Here is an 18,255-nt window from a genome sequence, read left to right on the forward strand (position 1 = left end):
GCCTTTTATAGCTTATTCCTCCACTTTCTTTTGTCCGCGGGTCTGAACTTCCTGGGTCAACAGAGCGATTAGCTCTTCAACAGGATAAGTACCCAGGTCAGCCCCTTTACGAGTTCGCACTGCAATCTTGCCGGCTTCAACTTCTTTATCGCCGCAGACCAACATGAAAGGAACTCGTTTCAAAGTATGCTCGCGGATTTTAAAGCCAATCTTCTCATTTCTCAAGTCCGCTTTTGCGCGAAGACCCGCATCATTCAATGCCTTGGCTACTTTCACTGCATAATCGGCCTGATTATCCGTGATATTCATCACCACGGCTTGAGTCGGTGCCAACCAGGTTGGGAACAGTCCCGCGTACTCTTCGGTCAGAATACCGATGAAGCGCTCGATGGAACCCAGGATGGCGCGGTGGATCATGACGGGCACGTGGCGCTCGTTATCTTCCCCCACATAAGTGGCACCCAGACGACCCGGCAAGGCAAAGTCGAGCTGCACGGTACCACACTGCCACGCACGATCAAGGCAATCATGCAGGGTGAATTCGATCTTGGGGCCGTAGAAGGCGCCCTCACCCGGCTGCAGATCGTACTTCAGACCGTTCAGCACCAGCGCCTCGGCCAAGGCCGCCTCGGCACGATCCCAGGCCTCGTCGGAGCCGATACGCTGCTCGGGACGGGTGGAGAGCTTGACCACGATGTTCTCGAAGCCAAAGGTGCCGTAGACGTCATAGACCATACGGATACAGGCGGACACCTCTTCCATGACCTGCTCTTCGGTACAGAAGATGTGGGCGTCATCCTGAGTGAAACCCCGTACCCGCATCAAGCCGTGCAGGGAGCCTGACGGCTCGTTGCGGTGGCAGGAGCCAAACTCGGCCATGCGCAGCGGCAGATCGCGATAGGACTTGAGGCCCTGATTGAAGATCTGGACGTGACCCGGGCAGTTCATCGGCTTGATGGCGTACTCGCGGTTCTCGGACTGGGTGGTGAACATGCCCTGGGCATACTTATCCCAGTGGCCGGAGCGCTCCCACAGTACGCGATCCATCATGGCGGGGCCTTTCACCTCCTGATAGTCATACTCACGCAGCTTGGTACGCATGAAGGTTTCCAGCTCACGGAAGATGGTCCAGCCATCGTTGTGCCAGAACACCATGCCAGGCGCTTCTTCCTGCATGTGATACAGGTCGAGCTGCTTGCCGATCTTGCGGTGGTCACGCTTGGCGGCCTCTTCGAGGCGCTGCAGGTAAGCCTTGAGCTGCTTCTTGTCGGCCCAGGCGGTACCGTAGATGCGCTGCAACATTTTGTTGTTGGAGTCGCCACGCCAGTAGGCGCCGGACATCTTCTGCAGCTTGAAATGGTGGCAGTGACGCATGTTCGGCACGTGGGGGCCGCGACACATGTCGACGTACTCTTCGTGATGATACAGACCGGGCTGGTCATCACGGGCAATGTTCTGATCCAGGATCTCGACCTTGTAGGTCTCGCCGCGGGCCTCGAACACGTCGCGCGCCTCCTGCCAGGAGACCTTCTTCTTGATGACGTCGTAATCCTTGGCGGCCAGCGCCAGCATGCGCTCTTCCAGGGCAGCCAGATCTTCGTCGGTCAGGGTACGATCGAGATCGATGTCATAGTAGAAACCGTTATCGATGACGGGACCTATGGCCATCTTGGTCTGGGGCCAGAGTTGCTTGATGGCATGACCCAGCAGGTGAGCACAGGAGTGGCGCAGTATGTCCAGACCTTCTTCGTCTTTGGCGGTGATGATGGCCAGGGAGGCATCGGCTTCGATCAGCTCGCAGGCATCCACCAGTTCACCGTTTACCCGACCGGCAATGCATGCCTTGGCGAGACCGGGACCTATGTCCGCGGCGACGTCCATGACAGAAACGGCGTGGGCAAATTGACGTTGGCTGCCGTCAGGCAGAGTAATGATTGGCATTATGTATTTCCTTGACAGTGGTGACCCCTACCAAAGGCCACGTGTGAATTGAAAATGTCCTTCAAAATCAAGCCACTCACTTGGATGTTTCACCGTTCACAATACGGTTGGTACACACAGTGGCACACAATTTATTTGTTGTGTGATGCTATCAATCGACAGGTACAGCGGAGGATTGTATCAGACGTGACAACTCAGACAAGTTGCCACGACGATTTTGCATACAGCGACGGGGCGGGTTATCGGATGGCGTGAGCGGGTGCGTGGGCCCATCCCTACTCAGGGCTGGCCCCCTATTATGAAAATGGTTATTGCCGCCGAGCGTCCCATTGGCCCCCTCCCTGTGCTAGGTTTCCAGATAGGAGCCCGTCTGAGAGGAGATAAAGATGTATACCTATGACATTTCGTTTCCGGAGCACGCGGAGAAGATTATCCATCCGGATCACCTACTGACGACGCACTGCCCCGTGCATCTCGGTGAGCTGGTGATCCTGAGCGATGGCAGCAAGCGCGAGGTCTGCAGCATAGTGCACAGCGCCGATCGCAGCACCCTCTACGTCACCGACGTCACCCCGGGCAAGGTCAGCGCCAGTGCCTGAAGGTGCAGACTAGCTTGGCGTGCTGGCCTGGCCGGCCTCCAGGAGCGACTGCCCGTTAAAATCGAAGTCACTGCGCCCCTCTTCCGCCAGCGCCAGCTCCTGCAGGACCCGCAGCGCCAGCTTGTTGCCCTTCTGGGATGCCTGATAGAGCCACTGCTTGGCCTCGGCCACGTTGACCCGGCCGTTGGCCCCCATCAGATGGAGCACCCCCAGCTTGAGCATGGCGGGCACATCGCCGTTGTGGGCCGCCAGCTCCATCCAGTGAAACGCCGTGCGCAAGTCCCGCTGCACCCCCACCCCGCGCAGGTAGAGCTCCGCCAACCGGTATTGGCCGAAGGCATCCCCCGCCTGCGCCGACTGGCGATAGAGGCTGACGGCCTGCGCCAGATCCTGCTCGCTCCCCTGCCCCACCTCGTGGCTCCAGCCCATCAGCGCCAGCGCCCTGGGCTGACCCTGATCGGCCAGCGGCTGCCAGATCCTGGTCGCCTCCTCGAAGTGGCCTACGCGCCAGGCACGGTTGGCTGTCGCCAGATCCTGCTCGGTGGAGAGCGGGATCAGACGCCAGATGACCAGGCCGATCACTCCGATAAACAGCCAGCGAGACGTTGTGGGTTTCATGATGATTTCCGTGATCCAGTTCTCATTTTGTCTATGTAAACGAAATGTAGCGACGGGATCAAGCAGGAGATCTCTCTGTGATGTCATTTAGAGGGTGGCTTGCTGGCGGAACTTGAAATTTGGCGTGCGCCCGAGCAGAATAACTGTACATATAAACAGTGTTAGTCGGCGACTATGGCAGGACGAGGCAGTACCCACAACATCGATCACCGCTTCAGCGGCCCGCAGATCGAGGTCGTCGACGATGGTTGGCAATACAAGGCCGCACCTGAGTTTGAGGTCTCAGCGCCCCAGACTGAGGTGCGCGAGATCCAGGCCAAGAGCATCATCAGCCACAATCTCTCGCCGGATGTTCCCTTTAGCCGCTCCATCAACCCCTATCAGGGCTGCGAGCACGGCTGCATCTATTGCTATGCCAGACCGAGCCACGCCTATCTGGAGCTCTCCCCCGGCCTCGACTTCGAGACCAAGCTGTTCGCCAAGATCAATGCCGCCGAGCTGTTGCGGCGGGAGTTTGCCAGGCCCAGCTATCAGCCACAGACCATAGTGCTGGGGGCCAATACCGATCCCTACCAGCCCATCGAACACCATTACCGGCTCACTCGCGCCCTGCTGGAGGTGATGCTAGCCCACCGCCATCCGGTGGGGATCATCACCAAGAGCGCGATGATATTGCGGGATCTCGATCTGCTGGCCGAACTGGCCAGGGAGGGGCTGTGTCAGGTGATGGTGTCGGTGACCACCCTCAACGAGACGCTGAGGCGGCAGCTGGAACCCAGAGCCAGCACCGGGGCCGGGCGACTCAAGGTGATCGAGAAACTGGCCCAGGCGGGGGTGCCGGTCGGCGTGTTGGCGGCTCCCATGATCCCGCGCCTCAACGAGCCCGAGCTGGAGCAGATCATCAGGAGCGCGGCCGAGGCGGGCGCCGGCTGCGCCGACTACATACTGCTGCGGCTGCCCCATGAGCTGACGACCCTGTTCAGCGACTGGCTGAGCGAGCATCATCCTGGTCAGAAGGAGGCCATCCTGAACCAGCTGCGGGCCAGCCGTGACGGCAGCCTCAACAGCCCGGCCTTCGGCACCCGCATGCGGGGCCAAGGCCAGTTTGCGGATCTGCTCGCCCAGCGCTTTCGCCTCATCAGCAAACGGATGGGGCTCGGCAAGCGTCACGTTCAACTGAACCTGGATCGCTTCATACGCCCCAACGAGCAGTTACGCCTGTTCTGACGTCAGGCGGCCATCAACCCCTCGGTCGCGACGGATAGGAGCGCACCTGCTTGCCCTGTGCGATCAGCTCGGCGGGCAGGCGCGATGGCTCATAAGCGACTTCCTCCTCCTGCGCTTCCTGTGACGATGCCTTGGCATCCTCTCCCCACATCCGGCTCCACCAGATCTCCCACATGATCCAACTCGTCATAAGCTGTTCCTCCTGGATGATATCGGCACACTCCGGGCTCGGGCGTGATCGTGCCCTTAACCCCTCGATGAACAGCCGCAGTCTGTCCCGGTGGGATGACAGCCAGATGACGCAGGGATGAAGGATCGAGTATGAGAATGAGCTGGAGCACGGATTTGGCAGAGTGGCGCCCTCACACCGATGTGGCTCGGAGGAATTCGGGTGGATCGCCACGGCGGGAGCGAACGGCGACAAGGGCAGGACAAACAAAAAGAGCGACCCAAGGGTCGCTCTTTTTTATCGATGCGGGTAACGATTATTCGTCGCCAGCCACACCCTCTTCGCTGGAGCCTGCGTCGGCAGCACCGGCGTCTGGCGCAGCATCTGCACCTTCAACCTGTTCACCGTCGATGGCCACGACGTCGTTCTCTTCCTCGTCGCTCTCGGCGATGCGCTGCAGGCCGACCACGGTCTCGTCTTCACCAGTACGGATCAGACGGACACCGCCGGTGTTACGGCCGATGATGCTCACCTCGGCGACCCGGGTACGCACCAGGGTACCGCCGTTGGTGATCAGCATGATCTGGTCGGTATCCTCGACCTGGATCGCATCGATCACCTTGCCATTGCGATCATCCACCTTGATGGAGATGACGCCCTGGGTACCACGACTCTTGGTCGGGTACTCGGTCAACGCGGTCCGCTTGCCGTAACCGTTCTCGGTGGCGGTCAGGATGGCACCCTCGCCACGGGGGACGATGAGGGAGACCACCTTGTTGCCATTGGGCAGGCGGATGCCGCGGACACCGGAGGCGGTACGGCCCATGGGACGCACGCCCTTGAAGGCGCCCTTGCTCTCGGTGTTCTCGGCGCCTTCAACGCCGTCGCTGCCTTCGTCGTCGTTGCCGGCGTCAATGACGCTGTCGTCATCCGCGTCGGCATCATCGCTGACGTCCGCATCGGCGCGACCGCTGCCTTCAGCGAAGCGAACCACCTTGCCCGCATCGGAGAACAGCATGATCTCGTTGCTGCCGTCGGTGATGTCCACCCCGATCAGCTCATCGCCCTCTTTGAGGTTGATGGCACGAATACCGGAGGAGAGCGGACGGCTGAACGCAGACAGGCTGGTCTTCTTCACGGTACCGTCGGCGGTGGCGAAGAAGACGTACTTGTCGTCGGCATATTCCTTGACCGGCAGGATGGCGGTGATGCGCTCACCCTCTTCCAGCGGCAGCAGGTTGATGATCGGACGGCCGCGGGCGCCACGGGACGCCTCCGGCAGCTGATACACCTTGAGCCAGTAGACCTTGCCACGGGTGGAGAAGCACAGGATGGTGTCGTGGGTGTTGGCCACCAACAGACGCTCCACGAAGTCCTCTTCCTTGATCCGGGTGGCCGACTTGCCACGACCACCGCGGCGCTGGGCCTCGTAGTCGGTCAGCGGCTGATACTTCACATAGCCCTGGTGAGACAGGGTGACCACCACGTCTTCCGGGGTGATCAGATCTTCAATGTTGATCTCGGCGCTGGAGGCGTTGATCTCGGTGCGACGCTCGTCACCGTACTGATCGCGCACGGCCAGCAGCTCATCGCGGATCACTTCCATCAGCCGTTCCGGGCTTGCCAGGATGAACAGCAGCTCGGCGATCAGATCCAGCAGAGATTGGTACTCTTCCAGGATCTTCTCGTGCTCGAGGCCGGTCAGCTTGTGCAGACGCAGATCCAGGATGGCCTGGGCCTGCTGCTCGGTCAGGAAGTATTGACCCTCACGGATGCCGAACTCCGGCTCCAGCCACTCGGGACGGGCCGCGTCGTCGCCTGCTTTTTCCAGCATGCCGGCGACGTTGCCGAGCTCCCAGCCACGGGCGATCAGCTTGGCTTTGGCATCGGCCGGGGTATCGGAGTGACGGATCAGCTCGATGATGGGGTCGATGTTGGCCAGGGCGACCGCCAGACCTTCCAGGATGTGGGCCCGATCCCGCGCCTTGCGCAGTTCGAACACGGTCCGGCGAGTCACTACCTCACGGCGGTGCAGCAGGAAGGCATCCAGGATCTCTTTAAGATTCATCACCTTGGGCTGGTTGTTATCGAGCGCCACCATGTTGATGCCGAACGTGGTCTGCATCTGGGTGTGCTTGTAGAGATTGTTCAGCACAATCTCGCCGGACTCGCCGCGCTTGATCTCGATAACGATGCGCATGCCGTCTTTATCAGACTCATCGCGCAGGGCGCTGATGCCCTCGACTTTCTTCTCTTTGACCAGCTCGGCGATCTTCTCGATCAACCGCGCCTTGTTCACCTGATAAGGCAGCTCGTGAACGATGATGGTCTCGCGACTCGTCTTCTCGTCCACTTCCACTTCGGCCTTGGCCCGCACATAGACGGAGCCACGACCGGTACGGTACGCCTGCACTATGCCGGCGCGGCCGTTGATGATGGCGCCGGTGGGGAAATCCGGGCCGCTGATGTAGGTCATCAACTCATCGATGGTGAGATCGCCATTGTCGATCAGCGCCAGACAGCCGTTGACTATCTCGGTGAGGTTGTGAGGCGGAATGTTGGTCGCCATGCCCACCGCGATACCGGAGGAACCGTTGATCAACAGGGTGGGTATCTTGGTGGGCATGACCGCCGGGATCATCTCGGTGCCGTCGTAGTTCGGCACCCAGTCCACGGTCTCTTTGTCCAGATCGGCCAGCAGCTCGTGGGAGATGCGGGCCATCCGCACTTCGGTGTAACGCATGGCCGCGGCGTTGTCGCCGTCGACCGAGCCGAAGTTGCCCTGACCATCGACCAGCATGTAACGCATGGAAAAATCCTGCGCCATCCGGACAATGGTGTCATACACGGCACTGTCGCCGTGGGGGTGATATTTACCGATTACGTCACCGACCACACGGGCCGATTTCTTATAGGGCTTGTTCCAGTCGTTCCCCAACTCGTTCATAGCAAACAGAACGCGGCGGTGAACCGGTTTCAAGCCATCACGCACATCCGGCAGAGCTCGTCCTACGATCACGCTCATGGCGTAATCAAGATAGGAACTCTTGAGCTCTTCTTCGATGTTGACCGGCGTGATCTCTCTGGCCAGATCGCTCATAGAAAGCCTTAATCCCTAATTAGTTGTTCTTTGGCTTAAACAGCGCGACATAGTAACACAGGACGCGAAATACCTTAAGCCGGAAATCGGGCTGGTCTGACAAAGTCCGTCCGTTATAATGCCCGCCAGGACAATAGATTGCGCGCCTGTCACGCTAGTTGCGCGCCCTGCCACAGGATCCACGAAAATGAATAGTGATGCCAATGTCGATCTGACCGAAATCGCCAAATTTGAAGCCATTGCCTCCCGCTGGTGGGACATGGAGGGCGAATTCAAGCCACTGCATCAAATCAACCCGGTGCGCCTTGACTGGATCACCGACAAGAGCGACGGCCTGTTCGGCAAACAGGTGCTCGATATCGGCTGCGGTGGCGGCATCCTCTCCGAGAGCATGGCGCGCCGCGGTGCCAGGGTAACCGGCATCGACATGGGCAAGGAGCCACTCGGCGTCGCCCGCCTCCACGCCCTCGAACAGGGGGTCGAGCTCGCATATCGGCAGATGACCGCCGAGCAGCACGCCGATGAGGCACCCGGCCAGTACGACGTGGTCACCTGCATGGAGATGCTGGAGCACGTGCCGGATCCGGCCTCGGTGCTGCGCGCCATCGCCAGCCTGGTCAAGCCGGGTGGACGGGTGTTCGTCTCCACCATCAACCGCAACCCCAAGGCCTATCTGATGATGATCCTCGGCGCCGAACACCTGCTGAAAATGGTGCCGAAGGGTACCCATGATCACAAGAAGTTCATCACCCCCGCCGAACTCTGTCGCATGGGGGAAGCCGCGGGCCTGCTGGTGCGCGACATGAGCGGGGTGCACTACGCGCCGCTCTCCAACCGCTTCAAACTCGGGGCCAACGTCGACGTCAACTACATGGTGGCCTTCGTGCGCCCGGAGCAAGGCTGATGAGCGCTAACCAGACGCCGCTGCGCTGCGTGCTGTTCGACCTGGACGGTACCCTGCTCGACACGGCCCCGGATCTCGGCGCCGCCGTCAATCACGTGCTGGTGAGCGAAGGCTTCGCACCACTCGGCGATGACATCATTCGCCAGACCACCTCCCACGGCGCCCTGGGGCTGCTCAGGGCGGGCCTTGGCGACGAGCTGCTGGAGGAGCTCGGCAGCCAGCGTCTGCGCACCGCCCTGCTCGACTACTACGCGGCCAACCTCTGTGTCGGCACCCGCCCCTACGAGGGGATGCTCGATCTCATCGAGTGGCTCGACGAGCAACAGATGCCCTGGGGCATAGTCACCAACAAGCCGGGCTTTCTCACCGAGCCGTTGCTGGCCGCCCTGCCCGCGCTGGCCAGCTGCGGGGTGACGGTCAGCGCCGACACCCTGCCGGTGCGCAAGCCCGATCCCGCCCCCATGTTCTATGCCTGTGAGCGGCTCGGGGTCGAGGCAAGCCAGTGCCTCTACGTGGGGGATCATGTGCGGGACATCGAGGCGGGACGCAATGCCGGCATGCGCACCGCGGTGGCGGGCTGGGGTTATCTGCATGACGACGAGGATCCCGCCGACTGGGGCGCGGATCTGCAGTTCGATACCGTGCAGGCGCTGCACCACTGGCTGCGCTACGAGCTGACCTAGTGCCTGCCTAGCTGCCTTTGATGGATGTCACAGGCAGCTTTCCACGAAAAGGGGTCCATTCGATTCTCAAATCACTGGGTCGGGTCCGTCGACAGAAACAATGAGGGGAGCCGAATTAGCCCCCACTTTTTTGCCTTTGGCAACGCCGCTCCTGACGGGATCGGACACCTTTTGACCCTTGCTGCACAAGGGATAGCCAGCTGCAAATCGCTAGTAAAAACGCCCTCTTTTCGCAAGCGAAAAAAGTTATTTAAATTTTCCATCTTCGATCATCAGACTTGCATTTAGCGGATCGGACGCATGAAAACCCACTCACTGTGAGCAGTCACTAACAGAGGCGATAAGACTCACAATTTATCCACAGCTATCGGGTTATCCACACGTTGCAATACGGGGATGACCTCACTATCTTGTAGTTCGAAATCAAAATAACACTATATCTTGTGATTCATCGCGCCAAACACCCCTACTCCTGTTGCCGAAAACGGCCTGGTGAGGACGTGGCGCGATGGTTTTTCGGGAATCAACTAAAGGTCATCAGCCAATGAACTTGTTTGTGACGAAGCGTAACGGCCACAAAGAACCCATCGATCTGGATAAAATTCACCGCGTACTGGACTGGGCCGCCGAGAAGCTCGACAACGTGTCTGTCTCTCAGGTGGAACTCAAGTCGCACATCCAGTTCTATGACGGTATCCGTACCGCCGACATCCACGAAACCGTCATCAAGGCTGCCGCCGACCTGATTTCCGAACAGAGCCCGGATTACCAGTACATGGCCGCCCGTCTGGCCATCTTCCACCTGCGCAAGAAGGCCTACGGCCAGTTCGAGCCGCCCCACCTCTATCAGCACGTCGCCAAACTGGTAGACATGGGCAAGTACGACAAGCACCTGCTGACCGACTATAGCCAGGCCGAATTCGAGGAGCTGAACGAGCACCTGGATCACTGGCGCGACATGGACTTCTCCTACGCCGCCGTCAAGCAGCTGGAAGGCAAGTACCTGGTGCAGAACCGCGTCACCGGCGAGATCTACGAGAGCCCGCAGTTCCTCTACATCCTGGTGGCCGCCTGCCTGTTCTCCAAGTACCCGAAAGAAACCCGCCTGGACTACATCAAGCGCTTCTACGATGCGGTGTCGACCTTCAAGATCTCCCTGCCGACCCCCATCATGAGCGGCGTGCGCACCCCGACCCGTCAGTTCAGCTCCTGCGTGCTGATCGAGTGTGATGACAGCCTGGATTCCATCAACGCCACCGCCAGCGCCATAGTGCGTTACGTCTCCCAGCGCGCCGGCATCGGCATCAACGCCGGCCGCATCCGCGGTCTGGGCAGCCCCATCCGTGGCGGTGAGGCCTTCCACACCGGCTGCATCCCCTTCTACAAATACTTCCAGACCGCGGTCAAGTGCTGCTCCCAGGGCGGCGTGCGCGGCGGTGCGGCTACCCTCTTCTACCCGCTGTGGCACACCGAAGTGGAAAGCCTGCTGGTACTCAAAAACAACCGCGGCGTGGAAGAGAACCGGGTCCGTCACATGGACTACGGCGTGCAGATCAACAAGCTGATGTACCAGCGCCTGATCAAGGGCGGTGACATCACCCTGTTCTCCCCCTCCGACGCCCCCGGCCTGTATGACGCCTTCTTCGCGGATCAGGACAAGTTCGAGCAGCTCTACGTCAAGTACGAGCAAGATCCGGCCATTCGCAAGAAGACCATCAAGGCGGTGGACTTGTTCTCCCTGATGATGCAGGAGCGCGCCGGCACCGGTCGCATCTACATCCAGAACGTGGATCACTGCAACACCCACAGCCCGTTCGATCCGAGCGTGGCGCCGGTGCGTCAGTCCAACCTCTGCCTGGAGATCGCGCTGCCCACCAAGCCGCTTAACAACGTGGATGACGAAGAGGGCGAGATCGCCCTGTGCACCCTGTCTGCCTTCAACCTCGGCGCCATCGAGAAGCTGGAAGATCTGGAAGAGATGGCGGATCTGGCCGTGCGCGCCCTGGATGCCCTGCTCGACTATCAGGACTACCCGCTCAAGGCCGCCCAGAAGGGCAGCATGAACCGTCGCACCCTGGGGATAGGCGTCATCAACTACGCCTACTACCTGGCCAAGAACGGTGCCCGCTACTCCGACGGCTCCGGCCTGGCGCTGACCCACCGCACCTTCGAGGCGATCCAGTACTATCTGCTGAAGGCCTCGGTGCAACTGGCGCGCGAGTTCGGCCCTTGCCCGGCCTTTAATGAGACCACTTACGCCCAGGGGATCCTGCCCATCGATACCTATAAAAAGGATCTGGACGCCCTGTGCAACGAGCCGCTGCGCCTGGACTGGGAAACCTTGCGCGAAGAGATCAAGACCGTGGGTCTGCGCAACTCAACCCTGACCGCCCTGATGCCGAGCGAGACCTCCAGCCAGATCTCCAACGCCACCAACGGCATAGAGCCGCCGCGCGGCCTGGTCTCGGTCAAGGCCTCCAAGGACGGCATCCTCAAGCAGGTGGTGCCCGAGTACCATCGCCTGAAAGACCAGTACGAACTGCTGTGGAAGCAGCCGAGCGTCGATGGCTACCTGCAACTGGTCGGTGTCATGCAGAAGTTCGTGGATCAGGCGATCTCCGCCAACACCAACTATGATCCCGCCCGCTTCGAAGGCAACAAGGTACCGATGAAGCAGCTGCTCAAGGATCTGCTGACCGCCTACAAATACGGCCTCAAGACCCTGTACTATCACAACACCCGTGATGGTGCGGACGATGCCCAGACCGACATGCAGGATGACTGCGCCGGTGGGGCCTGCAAGATCTGATGAACCGGGCGGGAGCGACAAGCTCCCGCCCTCCTGTTTCCTCTCATTCAAGACATTCAAATCACCATGGCCTATTCAACTTTCTGCCAAACCCAGAACGACCAGCTCAAAGAGCCGATGTTTTTTGGCCAATCGGTCAACGTGGCCCGCTACGATCAGCAGAAGCACGACATCTTCGAGCGATTGATCGAGAAGCAACTCTCCTTCTTCTGGCGCCCGGAAGAGGTGGACGTCTCCCACGATCGCATCGACTACCAGGCGCTGCCGCCCCATGAGCAGCACATCTTCATCTCCAACCTGAAGTACCAGACCCTGCTGGATTCCATCCAGGGTCGCAGCCCGAACGTGGCGCTGCTGCCGCTGGTCTCCATCCCGGAGCTGGAGACCTGGATCGAGACCTGGGCCTTTTCCGAGACTATCCACTCTCGCTCCTACACCCACATCATCCGCAACATCGTCAACAACCCGGGGCAGGTGTTCGACGACATCATCACCAACGAGCAGATCTTGAAGCGTGCCGGCTCCATCAGCCACTACTACGACGATCTGATCGAGGCGACCGCGCTCTACCATCTGCACGGCGAAGGCACCCACAGGGTGGGCGAGCGCGAGCTGACCATCACCTTGCGTGGGTTGAAGAAGAAGCTCTACCTCTGCCTGATGAGCGTCAACGCCCTGGAGGCGATCCGCTTCTACGTCAGCTTCGCCTGCTCCTTCGCCTTCGCCGAGCGCGAGCTGATGGAAGGCAACGCCAAGATCATCAAGATGATCGCCCGCGACGAGGCGCTGCACCTGACCGGCACCCAGCATATGCTGAACCTGATGCGCAACGGCCTGGACGATCCCGAGATGGCGGAGATCGCCGCCGAGTGCGAGCAGGCCTGCTTCGATATCTTCAAGGAAGCCGCCATTCAGGAGAAGGAGTGGGCCGAGTACCTGTTCCAGGACGGCTCCATGATCGGCCTGAACAAGGACATCCTCTGCCAGTACGTGGAGTACATCACCAACCTGCGCATGGCGGCGGTCGGCCTGCAGCCAGCCTTCATTGGCGCCAAGCAAAACCCGATCCCCTGGATCAACACCTGGCTGTCGTCTGACAACGTGCAGGTGGCCCCGCAGGAGGTGGAAGTGAGCTCCTACCTGGTCGGCCAGATCGACAGCGAAGTACATGCCGACGATCTCGGTGACTTCGAACTGTGAGTGATACGCTGGCGCCGCAACATGCACCGGAGCAGGCCACCTCGGCGGCCGCTCTGGTGCATACCCGCGACGGCGCCCTGCTCGCCCAGCCCGGCGAGAGCCTGTTGGAAACCCTGGAGCGCCACGGCCATCGGCTGGAATTTCAGTGCCGCAGTGGCTATTGCGGCGCCTGCCGCACCCCGCTGCTGGCAGGCACAGTGCACTACCCCAATACGCCGCTGGCATTTGTCTCCCAGGGCGAGTGCCTGCCCTGCTGCTGCCAACCGCTGGGGGCCATCCGGCTGGATATCCGGAAGACGTGACTCGGCGCCGATCGGCAAGATCGGCCCCTGACGCCCCATAAAAAAAGCCGCCGGATCGCTCCGGCGGCTTTTTGCTATCTCGCACACGGCTCCGCGTCGGGATGACGCGGAGCCGTCGCTCATTCAAAGCCAGGGCGCGGCAGTCGGCCCCTGGTGCAGGCCCAGCTTCCAGACCCGGCCAAAGTGCTTGTAGTGACCCGCGGCCACGCCAGCCTTCTCGCCCATGCCGTGGTAGAGATCCAGATGCCCCTTCTTCACCGCACCGCCCACATCCAGCGCGATCAGCAGGCGCAGCTGGTGCTTGCCGGTCCAGTTGCCCGCCTTGTCGAGCAGCGGCACCTCCGCCAGGATGGGGGTGCCCATCGGCAACAGGGTCTTGTCAGCCGCCACCGCCGCCAGCGGCAACAGCGGGATGCCAGCCGCCCCGATCACGTCGTTGGTGGGACGACGTTCGAAGAAGACGTAGGAGGGATTCTGCTCCACCAGCTCCTTGACGTTCGCCTCCGGCTGGCTGTTGGCCCACTCCTTGATAGCCTTCATGGACATCTGCGCCTTGGGCACCTCGCCCCTGTCGATCAGCACCCGGCCGATGCTCACGTAGCCGTGGCCATTCTTGCCGCTGTAGCCTAGGTATTGCAGCCTGTCGTCATCCCCGTAGTGGACGAAGCCGGAGCCCTGCACGTCCATCAGGAAGTTGTCGATAAGGGATTTGCTGTACCCCAGCTCCAGCCCGCGGTTGGCCAGCGCCCCCTTATGGATCTGGGCCCGGCTCGGACAGCGGCCGGCACAGTTCGGCATGGCATAGATGGGGTACTTGTACTGGCCATCCGGGCGATGACGCACCTCCAGCACCGGTGAGTAGTAGCCGGTGAACAGCACGTTACCCATGCGATCGGCGCCGCCCAGCTGGGCCAGGCTGATGCCGTACTGGCCGATCTGGGCCGGATTGCCGCCCTTGGCGACCCAACGGGAGAGCTGACGATAGAGCTCGCCATAACGGCGGGTCATCTTGCCGGAGCGCTCCAGCACCAGCCGGCTCTGGGGGCCGAACTTGCTGAAATCCGACGCCTGTCGGCTGTTGATGCGTTCGACCCGCACCAGATCGGCTGGCAGGGTACCGTCCAGATACTGCTTGCCCAGATTCTCCGGCACCTCGCAGTTCAGAAAGCATCTGGCTTCGGTCTTCTTCTGGGGCACCTTGGCAGGGTCAGGGTTGCCCGCACAACCGGCCAATCCGACCACAGCGGCGGTCAGCCAGTACGCGTGTTTTTTCATATGTCCTCATCTAACCGAAAAACGCTAACACCATGAAAATGGTGATGAATTCAATCAAAGGCAGCAACGGATGCCACATCGGATCCGCCTGTTCGCCCGCACGGGCCGCGCGGCCATGGCCGCGGCGCCAATGCAGGCGGCGATATCATACAAAAACAAAGGGCCTCTTGGCCCCTTAAATTGAAAGATCCTGTGTATTCATCGCTAGGCCCCTGCCACGACATCTGCGACCCGGCCATGGCTCTGGTGATCAGGCGAGAAAGCGCACGGGGTGCAGACCTGCAGGGTCCGATCGTCACCGGCAAGCCGGGCCGCCCTCCCCTGGCCGCCGGGATTTTCCAAAGGCCGATCATCTGGGTTATAACAAGGGGACAAGATGTGAGAGGTCATGGATGGAACAGCTCGAGATCTTCCCGCTGCAGAGCCCCTGTATCGGGGTGTGCGAAGTGAACAACAAGGGCTACTGCAAGGGCTGCCTGCGCAATCGGGAGGAGCGTTTCAACTGGCTTGTCATGACCCATGCCGAGCAGCAGGAGGTGATGCGGCTGTGTCGGGGTCGCAAGGCCAGGGTCGAGGCGGCGCGGCGCAAGGCGCGGGAAGCCGCAGAGGCCGAGCCACAGGGAGGACAGGCGGAGCTGACGCTCCTTCCCGATCAGGACGAACAGGGCCCTCTCATTCCACCTAGGTGACGGTTGGGTGCCACATCAACATTATCTACCCGCTACCATCCAGCCGGATCGCAGAGCATAGCTTCGACTCTCCATGGCCCTCAAAAACACCGTGGCGGCTCACGCAGAGTGGCCGCCACAATATCGTCATCGTCCTTTCAATCAGCTCAGGATGGCGTTATTCCCCTTATCACCACCAGACTTCGGCCTGAGCACCTATGGTCCAGGTGTCGTCCTGCGCCTCACCAGCGGCATCCGGGCGGAATTCATCATCCTGCTGCAGATAGCTGGCGAAGACCCGGATCTCAGGGCGAGCCCACCAGTCGTTGCTGGGAGCCCAGGCCTGGGACAGCGTGATCTTGGAGCCATCCTCCTCCTCACGCTGACGGCCCTTCTCTACCCAGCTGTCCTTGAAGTAGCCGAGCTCGAGGTAGGTCTTCATGTGCTGGTTCCAGCTATAGGAGGGCCGAATGACGGTGGAGAACACCTCCTTCTCATCGTATTCGGTGGTGACGCGGCTGTCGTTATTGAAGTCGCTGAGGTCATTGGCCTTCGCGTAGACGATCTGATGACCCAGCTCGAAACCACCGCCCAGCTTGATGGCGCCATGGTTCAGCACCCGGAAACCGTTGCCCCCGCCGGAGCTCATCTCCAGCCCACTGCCGCTGCCGTTGCCGTAGTTGGTTGCCTGGCCGGTCAGCCCATCGCTGAAGTACTGCACCGCCGTCTTGTTCACCCCGCCCATCACATTCCATACCACCTGCGCCGTGAGCATCTGCCCATTGGCAACCTCATCGAGGCTCTCTTTCTGGCTGTCGGAGGCATTCACGTGGGCGAAGTTATACCCCATCTCCAGCGTGGCATCCTGCCACACCGGAATGCCGGCATAACGGATATCGAAGGTATTCACATTGACGTGCTCGTCGCCCTCGTCATCCCCATCGCTGTCCACCTCGTCCCAGGGATCATTGCGGATGATGGCGAGGGAGAGTTTGCCGGGGCCCAGATCGATCTGCTCCACCCCGACCCCTGCGCCGGAAATGTCCCAGTACGCGAAATCGGTGAGGTGCACATCGTGGATCTGATAGTAACGTTTACCGGCCCAGAGCGTTTCGTTCCGGCCAAACAGATTCGTCGCCTTCACATTGGCCTGGCGCAGCGCAAACTCGGCCTCCTCGTCGGTGGCCGCCTCCCAGTCACGCTCCTGCCCCGATGACATGGTCAGCATGGTATCGAAGGCGAAGGTTTTATTATCCTGATTATATACTTCCTGACCCAGGCTCATTTCGGCATAGGTATCCGCCTCATTACCAAGACGCCCTACCCGCTGTTTATTCATGGTCTGCATATCACCATTATCTGAGGTGCCAAGACCAGAACGAAGATAGCCATGAAAGTCTATCGCCAACACAGAGGAAGAGATCATGCAGGCGGCGACGGCGGTCGCCACCTTTAATTTTTTAACGCGCATAGGTACATCCTTCTTATGATAAAAAGTCAATCCGAATGGTGTATTACTCTTACTTATTAAAAAGCCAAAGGCGGCTCAAAAATGATGTCGTTGTTTAACCGTGTAAATAAACAGATAGAGATAACTCAGCATGGGGATGGCGAAGCCATAAATAACCCCCGACATATCAGACAGCAGCGCCTGAATGGAGGGAATAACGGCACCGCCCAGGCCGGCCATGATCAATACCGCCGAGGCGATAGGGATCAGCCGTTTTGGAATATTATTGATAACCAATGAGTAGATGACCGGATAGATCACTGAATTGGTCAAACCGATCAGCAGCAATAAATAACCGCTATATTGATTGGACAACAGCATGCTCATCAAAATAAGGCTCGCTGGAATACTGGTGCAAACCACCATCAAATAGGTCAGATTGACCCGGCTCGCCACGCAGCCATACAGCAGGCGGCCGATCATGGCGCCGGCCCAGTACAGGGAGATCAAGGCGGCGGCCTCTTTTATCGACAGATTGCCCAGGCTCGGCTCCGTCAGATAGATGACGGTGTTGACCGCCACCGCCACTTCGGCGCCGACGTAACAAAAGATGGCAAGCGCACTCAGGGAGAAGAACTTGTTGCCGAAGAGTGCCCTGATATTCTCCGCAAAATCAGACTTATCCTCCCCGCTGATCTCGACATCGGGCAGCCGTGTCAGCCGGCTCAGCAGGATCAAGCCGAGGATGAACAGCAGCAGTACCCCATAGATGAGCGTCAGCCTGGCACTCTGCTCCTGCACAGAGAACTGGTAGAAGCCACCCAGGATAAAGGCGGCCGACAAGGGTGCCACTACGGTGCCGAAGGAGTTGATGGAGGAGGCGAGACTCAATCTGCCGGGCACCGAGGCAGCGGAGCCCAGCGCGGCGAGATAAGGATTTGCCACCACCTGCATGGCCGCAACGGCCAGCGCAATAAACAGGACTCCGACACAGAGCAGACCGAAACTGTGGCTCTGATAGGCGAGCGTGATGATCCCGCAGCCCAGGATCGCCAGCCAATAAGAACTCTTGAGTGCCTTCCTATAGCCAAATGCCGTCATGACCCACCCCATAGGGATCGAGGCTAAAAAGGGGGCACAAAAAAATATCAATGAAATAAAACTGGAGCTGGTATTGGTTAATGAATAATGCTCCTTGATATAGGGGACCGATACGGATGTCAGAGCCGTTATCACACCCCAGATAAAGAATGTGGCATTCAATATGAACAGCGGTGCAACCTTGCTGGTTTTGTTTTGCATGTTGTCTT

At 59.8% G+C, this 18,255-nt stretch carries 15 protein-coding genes; 8 read left to right on the forward strand and 7 right to left on the reverse strand.

Annotated elements, in window-relative coordinates; all coding sequences use genetic code 11:
- Nucleotides 1-12: 12 nt before the first annotated feature.
- Complete coding sequence (gene thrS / locus KW825_RS11605) at nt 13-1,941, reverse strand: threonine--tRNA ligase (protein WP_218329290.1); 1,929 nt, start codon at nt 1,939-1,941, stop codon at nt 13-15.
- A gap of 386 nt (nt 1,942-2,327) precedes the next feature.
- On the opposite strand from thrS, the gene KW825_RS11610 reads away from it, so the two are divergent.
- A complete protein-coding gene (locus tag KW825_RS11610) occupies nt 2,328-2,540 on the forward strand; it encodes a hypothetical protein (protein WP_042652215.1) in 213 nt (70 codons plus the stop codon).
- A 9-nt stretch (nt 2,541-2,549) separates the two neighbouring features.
- Here KW825_RS11610 and KW825_RS11615 read toward each other — a convergent pair whose 3' ends face one another.
- On the reverse strand, nt 2,550-3,158 hold the full coding sequence (locus KW825_RS11615) for a tetratricopeptide repeat protein (protein ID WP_218329291.1): 609 nt from the start codon (nt 3,156-3,158) through the stop codon (nt 2,550-2,552).
- A 174-nt stretch (nt 3,159-3,332) separates the two neighbouring features.
- Here KW825_RS11615 and KW825_RS11620 point away from each other — a divergent pair, with 174 nt between their 5' ends.
- On the forward strand, nt 3,333-4,385 hold the full coding sequence (locus KW825_RS11620; protein WP_218329292.1) for a PA0069 family radical SAM protein: 1,053 nt from the start codon (nt 3,333-3,335) through the stop codon (nt 4,383-4,385).
- Between the two features lie 13 nt (nt 4,386-4,398).
- Here the strand turns inward: KW825_RS11620 and KW825_RS11625 are convergent, their stop codons facing one another.
- Nucleotides 4,399-4,575 carry a hypothetical protein gene (locus tag KW825_RS11625; RefSeq protein WP_218291340.1) on the reverse strand — a complete coding sequence of 59 codons (177 nt, stop codon included), beginning with the start codon at nt 4,573-4,575 and terminating at the stop codon, nt 4,399-4,401.
- Nucleotides 4,576-4,870: 295 nt separating this feature from the next.
- Nucleotides 4,871-7,654: a DNA topoisomerase (ATP-hydrolyzing) subunit A gene (gene gyrA, locus KW825_RS11630; RefSeq protein ID WP_218329293.1), complete on the reverse strand. Its 2,784-nt coding sequence runs from the start codon at nt 7,652-7,654 to the stop codon at nt 4,871-4,873.
- Between the two features lie 187 nt (nt 7,655-7,841).
- Between gyrA and ubiG the strand changes: the two genes are divergently transcribed.
- From ubiG to yfaE, 5 genes are all read left to right on the forward strand, one after another.
- Entirely contained in the window at nt 7,842-8,558 is a 717-nt protein-coding gene (ubiG, locus tag KW825_RS11635) for a bifunctional 2-polyprenyl-6-hydroxyphenol methylase/3-demethylubiquinol 3-O-methyltransferase UbiG (RefSeq protein WP_042652219.1), read from the forward strand.
- The gene (locus KW825_RS11640; RefSeq protein WP_218329294.1) at nt 8,558-9,241 is read left to right on the forward strand and encodes an HAD family hydrolase; all 684 of its coding nucleotides are present in this window, start codon (nt 8,558-8,560) and stop codon (nt 9,239-9,241) included. The genes ubiG and KW825_RS11640 overlap by 1 nt, the downstream gene beginning before the upstream one ends.
- Nucleotides 9,242-9,785: 544 nt before the next feature.
- On the forward strand, nt 9,786-12,050 hold the full coding sequence (gene nrdA / locus KW825_RS11645) for a class 1a ribonucleoside-diphosphate reductase subunit alpha (RefSeq protein WP_218329295.1): 2,265 nt from the start codon (nt 9,786-9,788) through the stop codon (nt 12,048-12,050).
- Between the two features lie 66 nt (nt 12,051-12,116).
- Nucleotides 12,117-13,250 carry a class Ia ribonucleoside-diphosphate reductase subunit beta gene (gene nrdB, locus KW825_RS11650; RefSeq protein WP_042652222.1) on the forward strand — a complete coding sequence of 378 codons (1,134 nt, stop codon included), beginning with the start codon at nt 12,117-12,119 and terminating at the stop codon, nt 13,248-13,250.
- Nucleotides 13,247-13,552 carry a class I ribonucleotide reductase maintenance protein YfaE gene (gene yfaE, locus KW825_RS11655; protein ID WP_218329296.1) on the forward strand — a complete coding sequence of 102 codons (306 nt, stop codon included), beginning with the start codon at nt 13,247-13,249 and terminating at the stop codon, nt 13,550-13,552. Before nrdB ends, yfaE begins: the two co-directional genes overlap by 4 nt.
- 123 nt (nt 13,553-13,675) lie before the next feature.
- On the opposite strand, the gene mltA is transcribed toward yfaE, so the two are convergent.
- Nucleotides 13,676-14,827, reverse strand: coding sequence for a murein transglycosylase A (gene mltA / locus KW825_RS11660; RefSeq protein WP_042652224.1), 1,152 nt, complete (start codon nt 14,825-14,827; stop codon nt 13,676-13,678).
- 392 nt (nt 14,828-15,219) lie between these two features.
- On the opposite strand from mltA, the gene KW825_RS11665 reads away from it, so the two are divergent.
- On the forward strand, nt 15,220-15,516 hold the full coding sequence (locus KW825_RS11665; RefSeq protein ID WP_256353838.1) for a DUF1289 domain-containing protein: 297 nt from the start codon (nt 15,220-15,222) through the stop codon (nt 15,514-15,516).
- Nucleotides 15,517-15,685: 169 nt separating this feature from the next.
- Here the strand turns inward: KW825_RS11665 and lamB are convergent, their stop codons facing one another.
- Both lamB and KW825_RS11675 read right to left on the reverse strand, forming a co-directional pair.
- A complete protein-coding gene (gene lamB, locus KW825_RS11670) occupies nt 15,686-16,966 on the reverse strand; it encodes a maltoporin LamB (protein ID WP_218329297.1) in 1,281 nt (426 codons plus the stop codon).
- Between the two features lie 75 nt (nt 16,967-17,041).
- The gene (locus KW825_RS11675) at nt 17,042-18,247 is read right to left on the reverse strand and encodes an MFS transporter (RefSeq protein WP_218329298.1); all 1,206 of its coding nucleotides are present in this window, start codon (nt 18,245-18,247) and stop codon (nt 17,042-17,044) included.
- Between the last annotated feature and the right edge of the window lie 8 nt (nt 18,248-18,255).

The organism is Aeromonas sp. sif2433 (assembly GCF_019218705.1).
In the GTDB taxonomy this organism is placed as follows: Bacteria; Pseudomonadota; Gammaproteobacteria; order Enterobacterales; family Aeromonadaceae; genus Aeromonas; species Aeromonas encheleia.

Bases quoted from the DNA above. Each gene is read 5' to 3' on its own strand.
- KW825_RS11625 (WP_218291340.1), bottom strand. From the start codon at position 4,575: ATGACGAGTTGGATCATGTGGGAGATCTGGTGGAGCCGGATGTGGGGA.
- KW825_RS11640 (WP_218329294.1), top strand. From the start codon at position 8,558: ATGAGCGCTAACCAGACGCCGCTGCGCTGCGTGCTGTTCGACCTGGAC.
- KW825_RS11610 (WP_042652215.1), top strand. From the start codon at position 2,328: ATGTATACCTATGACATTTCGTTTCCGGAGCACGCGGAGAAGATTATC.
- mltA (WP_042652224.1), bottom strand. From the start codon at position 14,827: ATGAAAAAACACGCGTACTGGCTGACCGCCGCTGTGGTCGGATTGGCC.
- nrdA (WP_218329295.1), top strand. From the start codon at position 9,786: ATGAACTTGTTTGTGACGAAGCGTAACGGCCACAAAGAACCCATCGAT.
- KW825_RS11665 (WP_256353838.1), top strand. From the start codon at position 15,220: ATGGAACAGCTCGAGATCTTCCCGCTGCAGAGCCCCTGTATCGGGGTG.
- KW825_RS11615 (WP_218329291.1), bottom strand. From the start codon at position 3,158: ATGAAACCCACAACGTCTCGCTGGCTGTTTATCGGAGTGATCGGCCTG.
- KW825_RS11620 (WP_218329292.1), top strand. From the start codon at position 3,333: ATGGCAGGACGAGGCAGTACCCACAACATCGATCACCGCTTCAGCGGC.
- thrS (WP_218329290.1), bottom strand. From the start codon at position 1,941: ATGCCAATCATTACTCTGCCTGACGGCAGCCAACGTCAATTTGCCCAC.
- gyrA (WP_218329293.1), bottom strand. From the start codon at position 7,654: ATGAGCGATCTGGCCAGAGAGATCACGCCGGTCAACATCGAAGAAGAG.
- KW825_RS11675 (WP_218329298.1), bottom strand. From the start codon at position 18,247: ATGCAAAACAAAACCAGCAAGGTTGCACCGCTGTTCATATTGAATGCC.
- lamB (WP_218329297.1), bottom strand. From the start codon at position 16,966: ATGCGCGTTAAAAAATTAAAGGTGGCGACCGCCGTCGCCGCCTGCATG.
- ubiG (WP_042652219.1), top strand. From the start codon at position 7,842: ATGAATAGTGATGCCAATGTCGATCTGACCGAAATCGCCAAATTTGAA.
- nrdB (WP_042652222.1), top strand. From the start codon at position 12,117: ATGGCCTATTCAACTTTCTGCCAAACCCAGAACGACCAGCTCAAAGAG.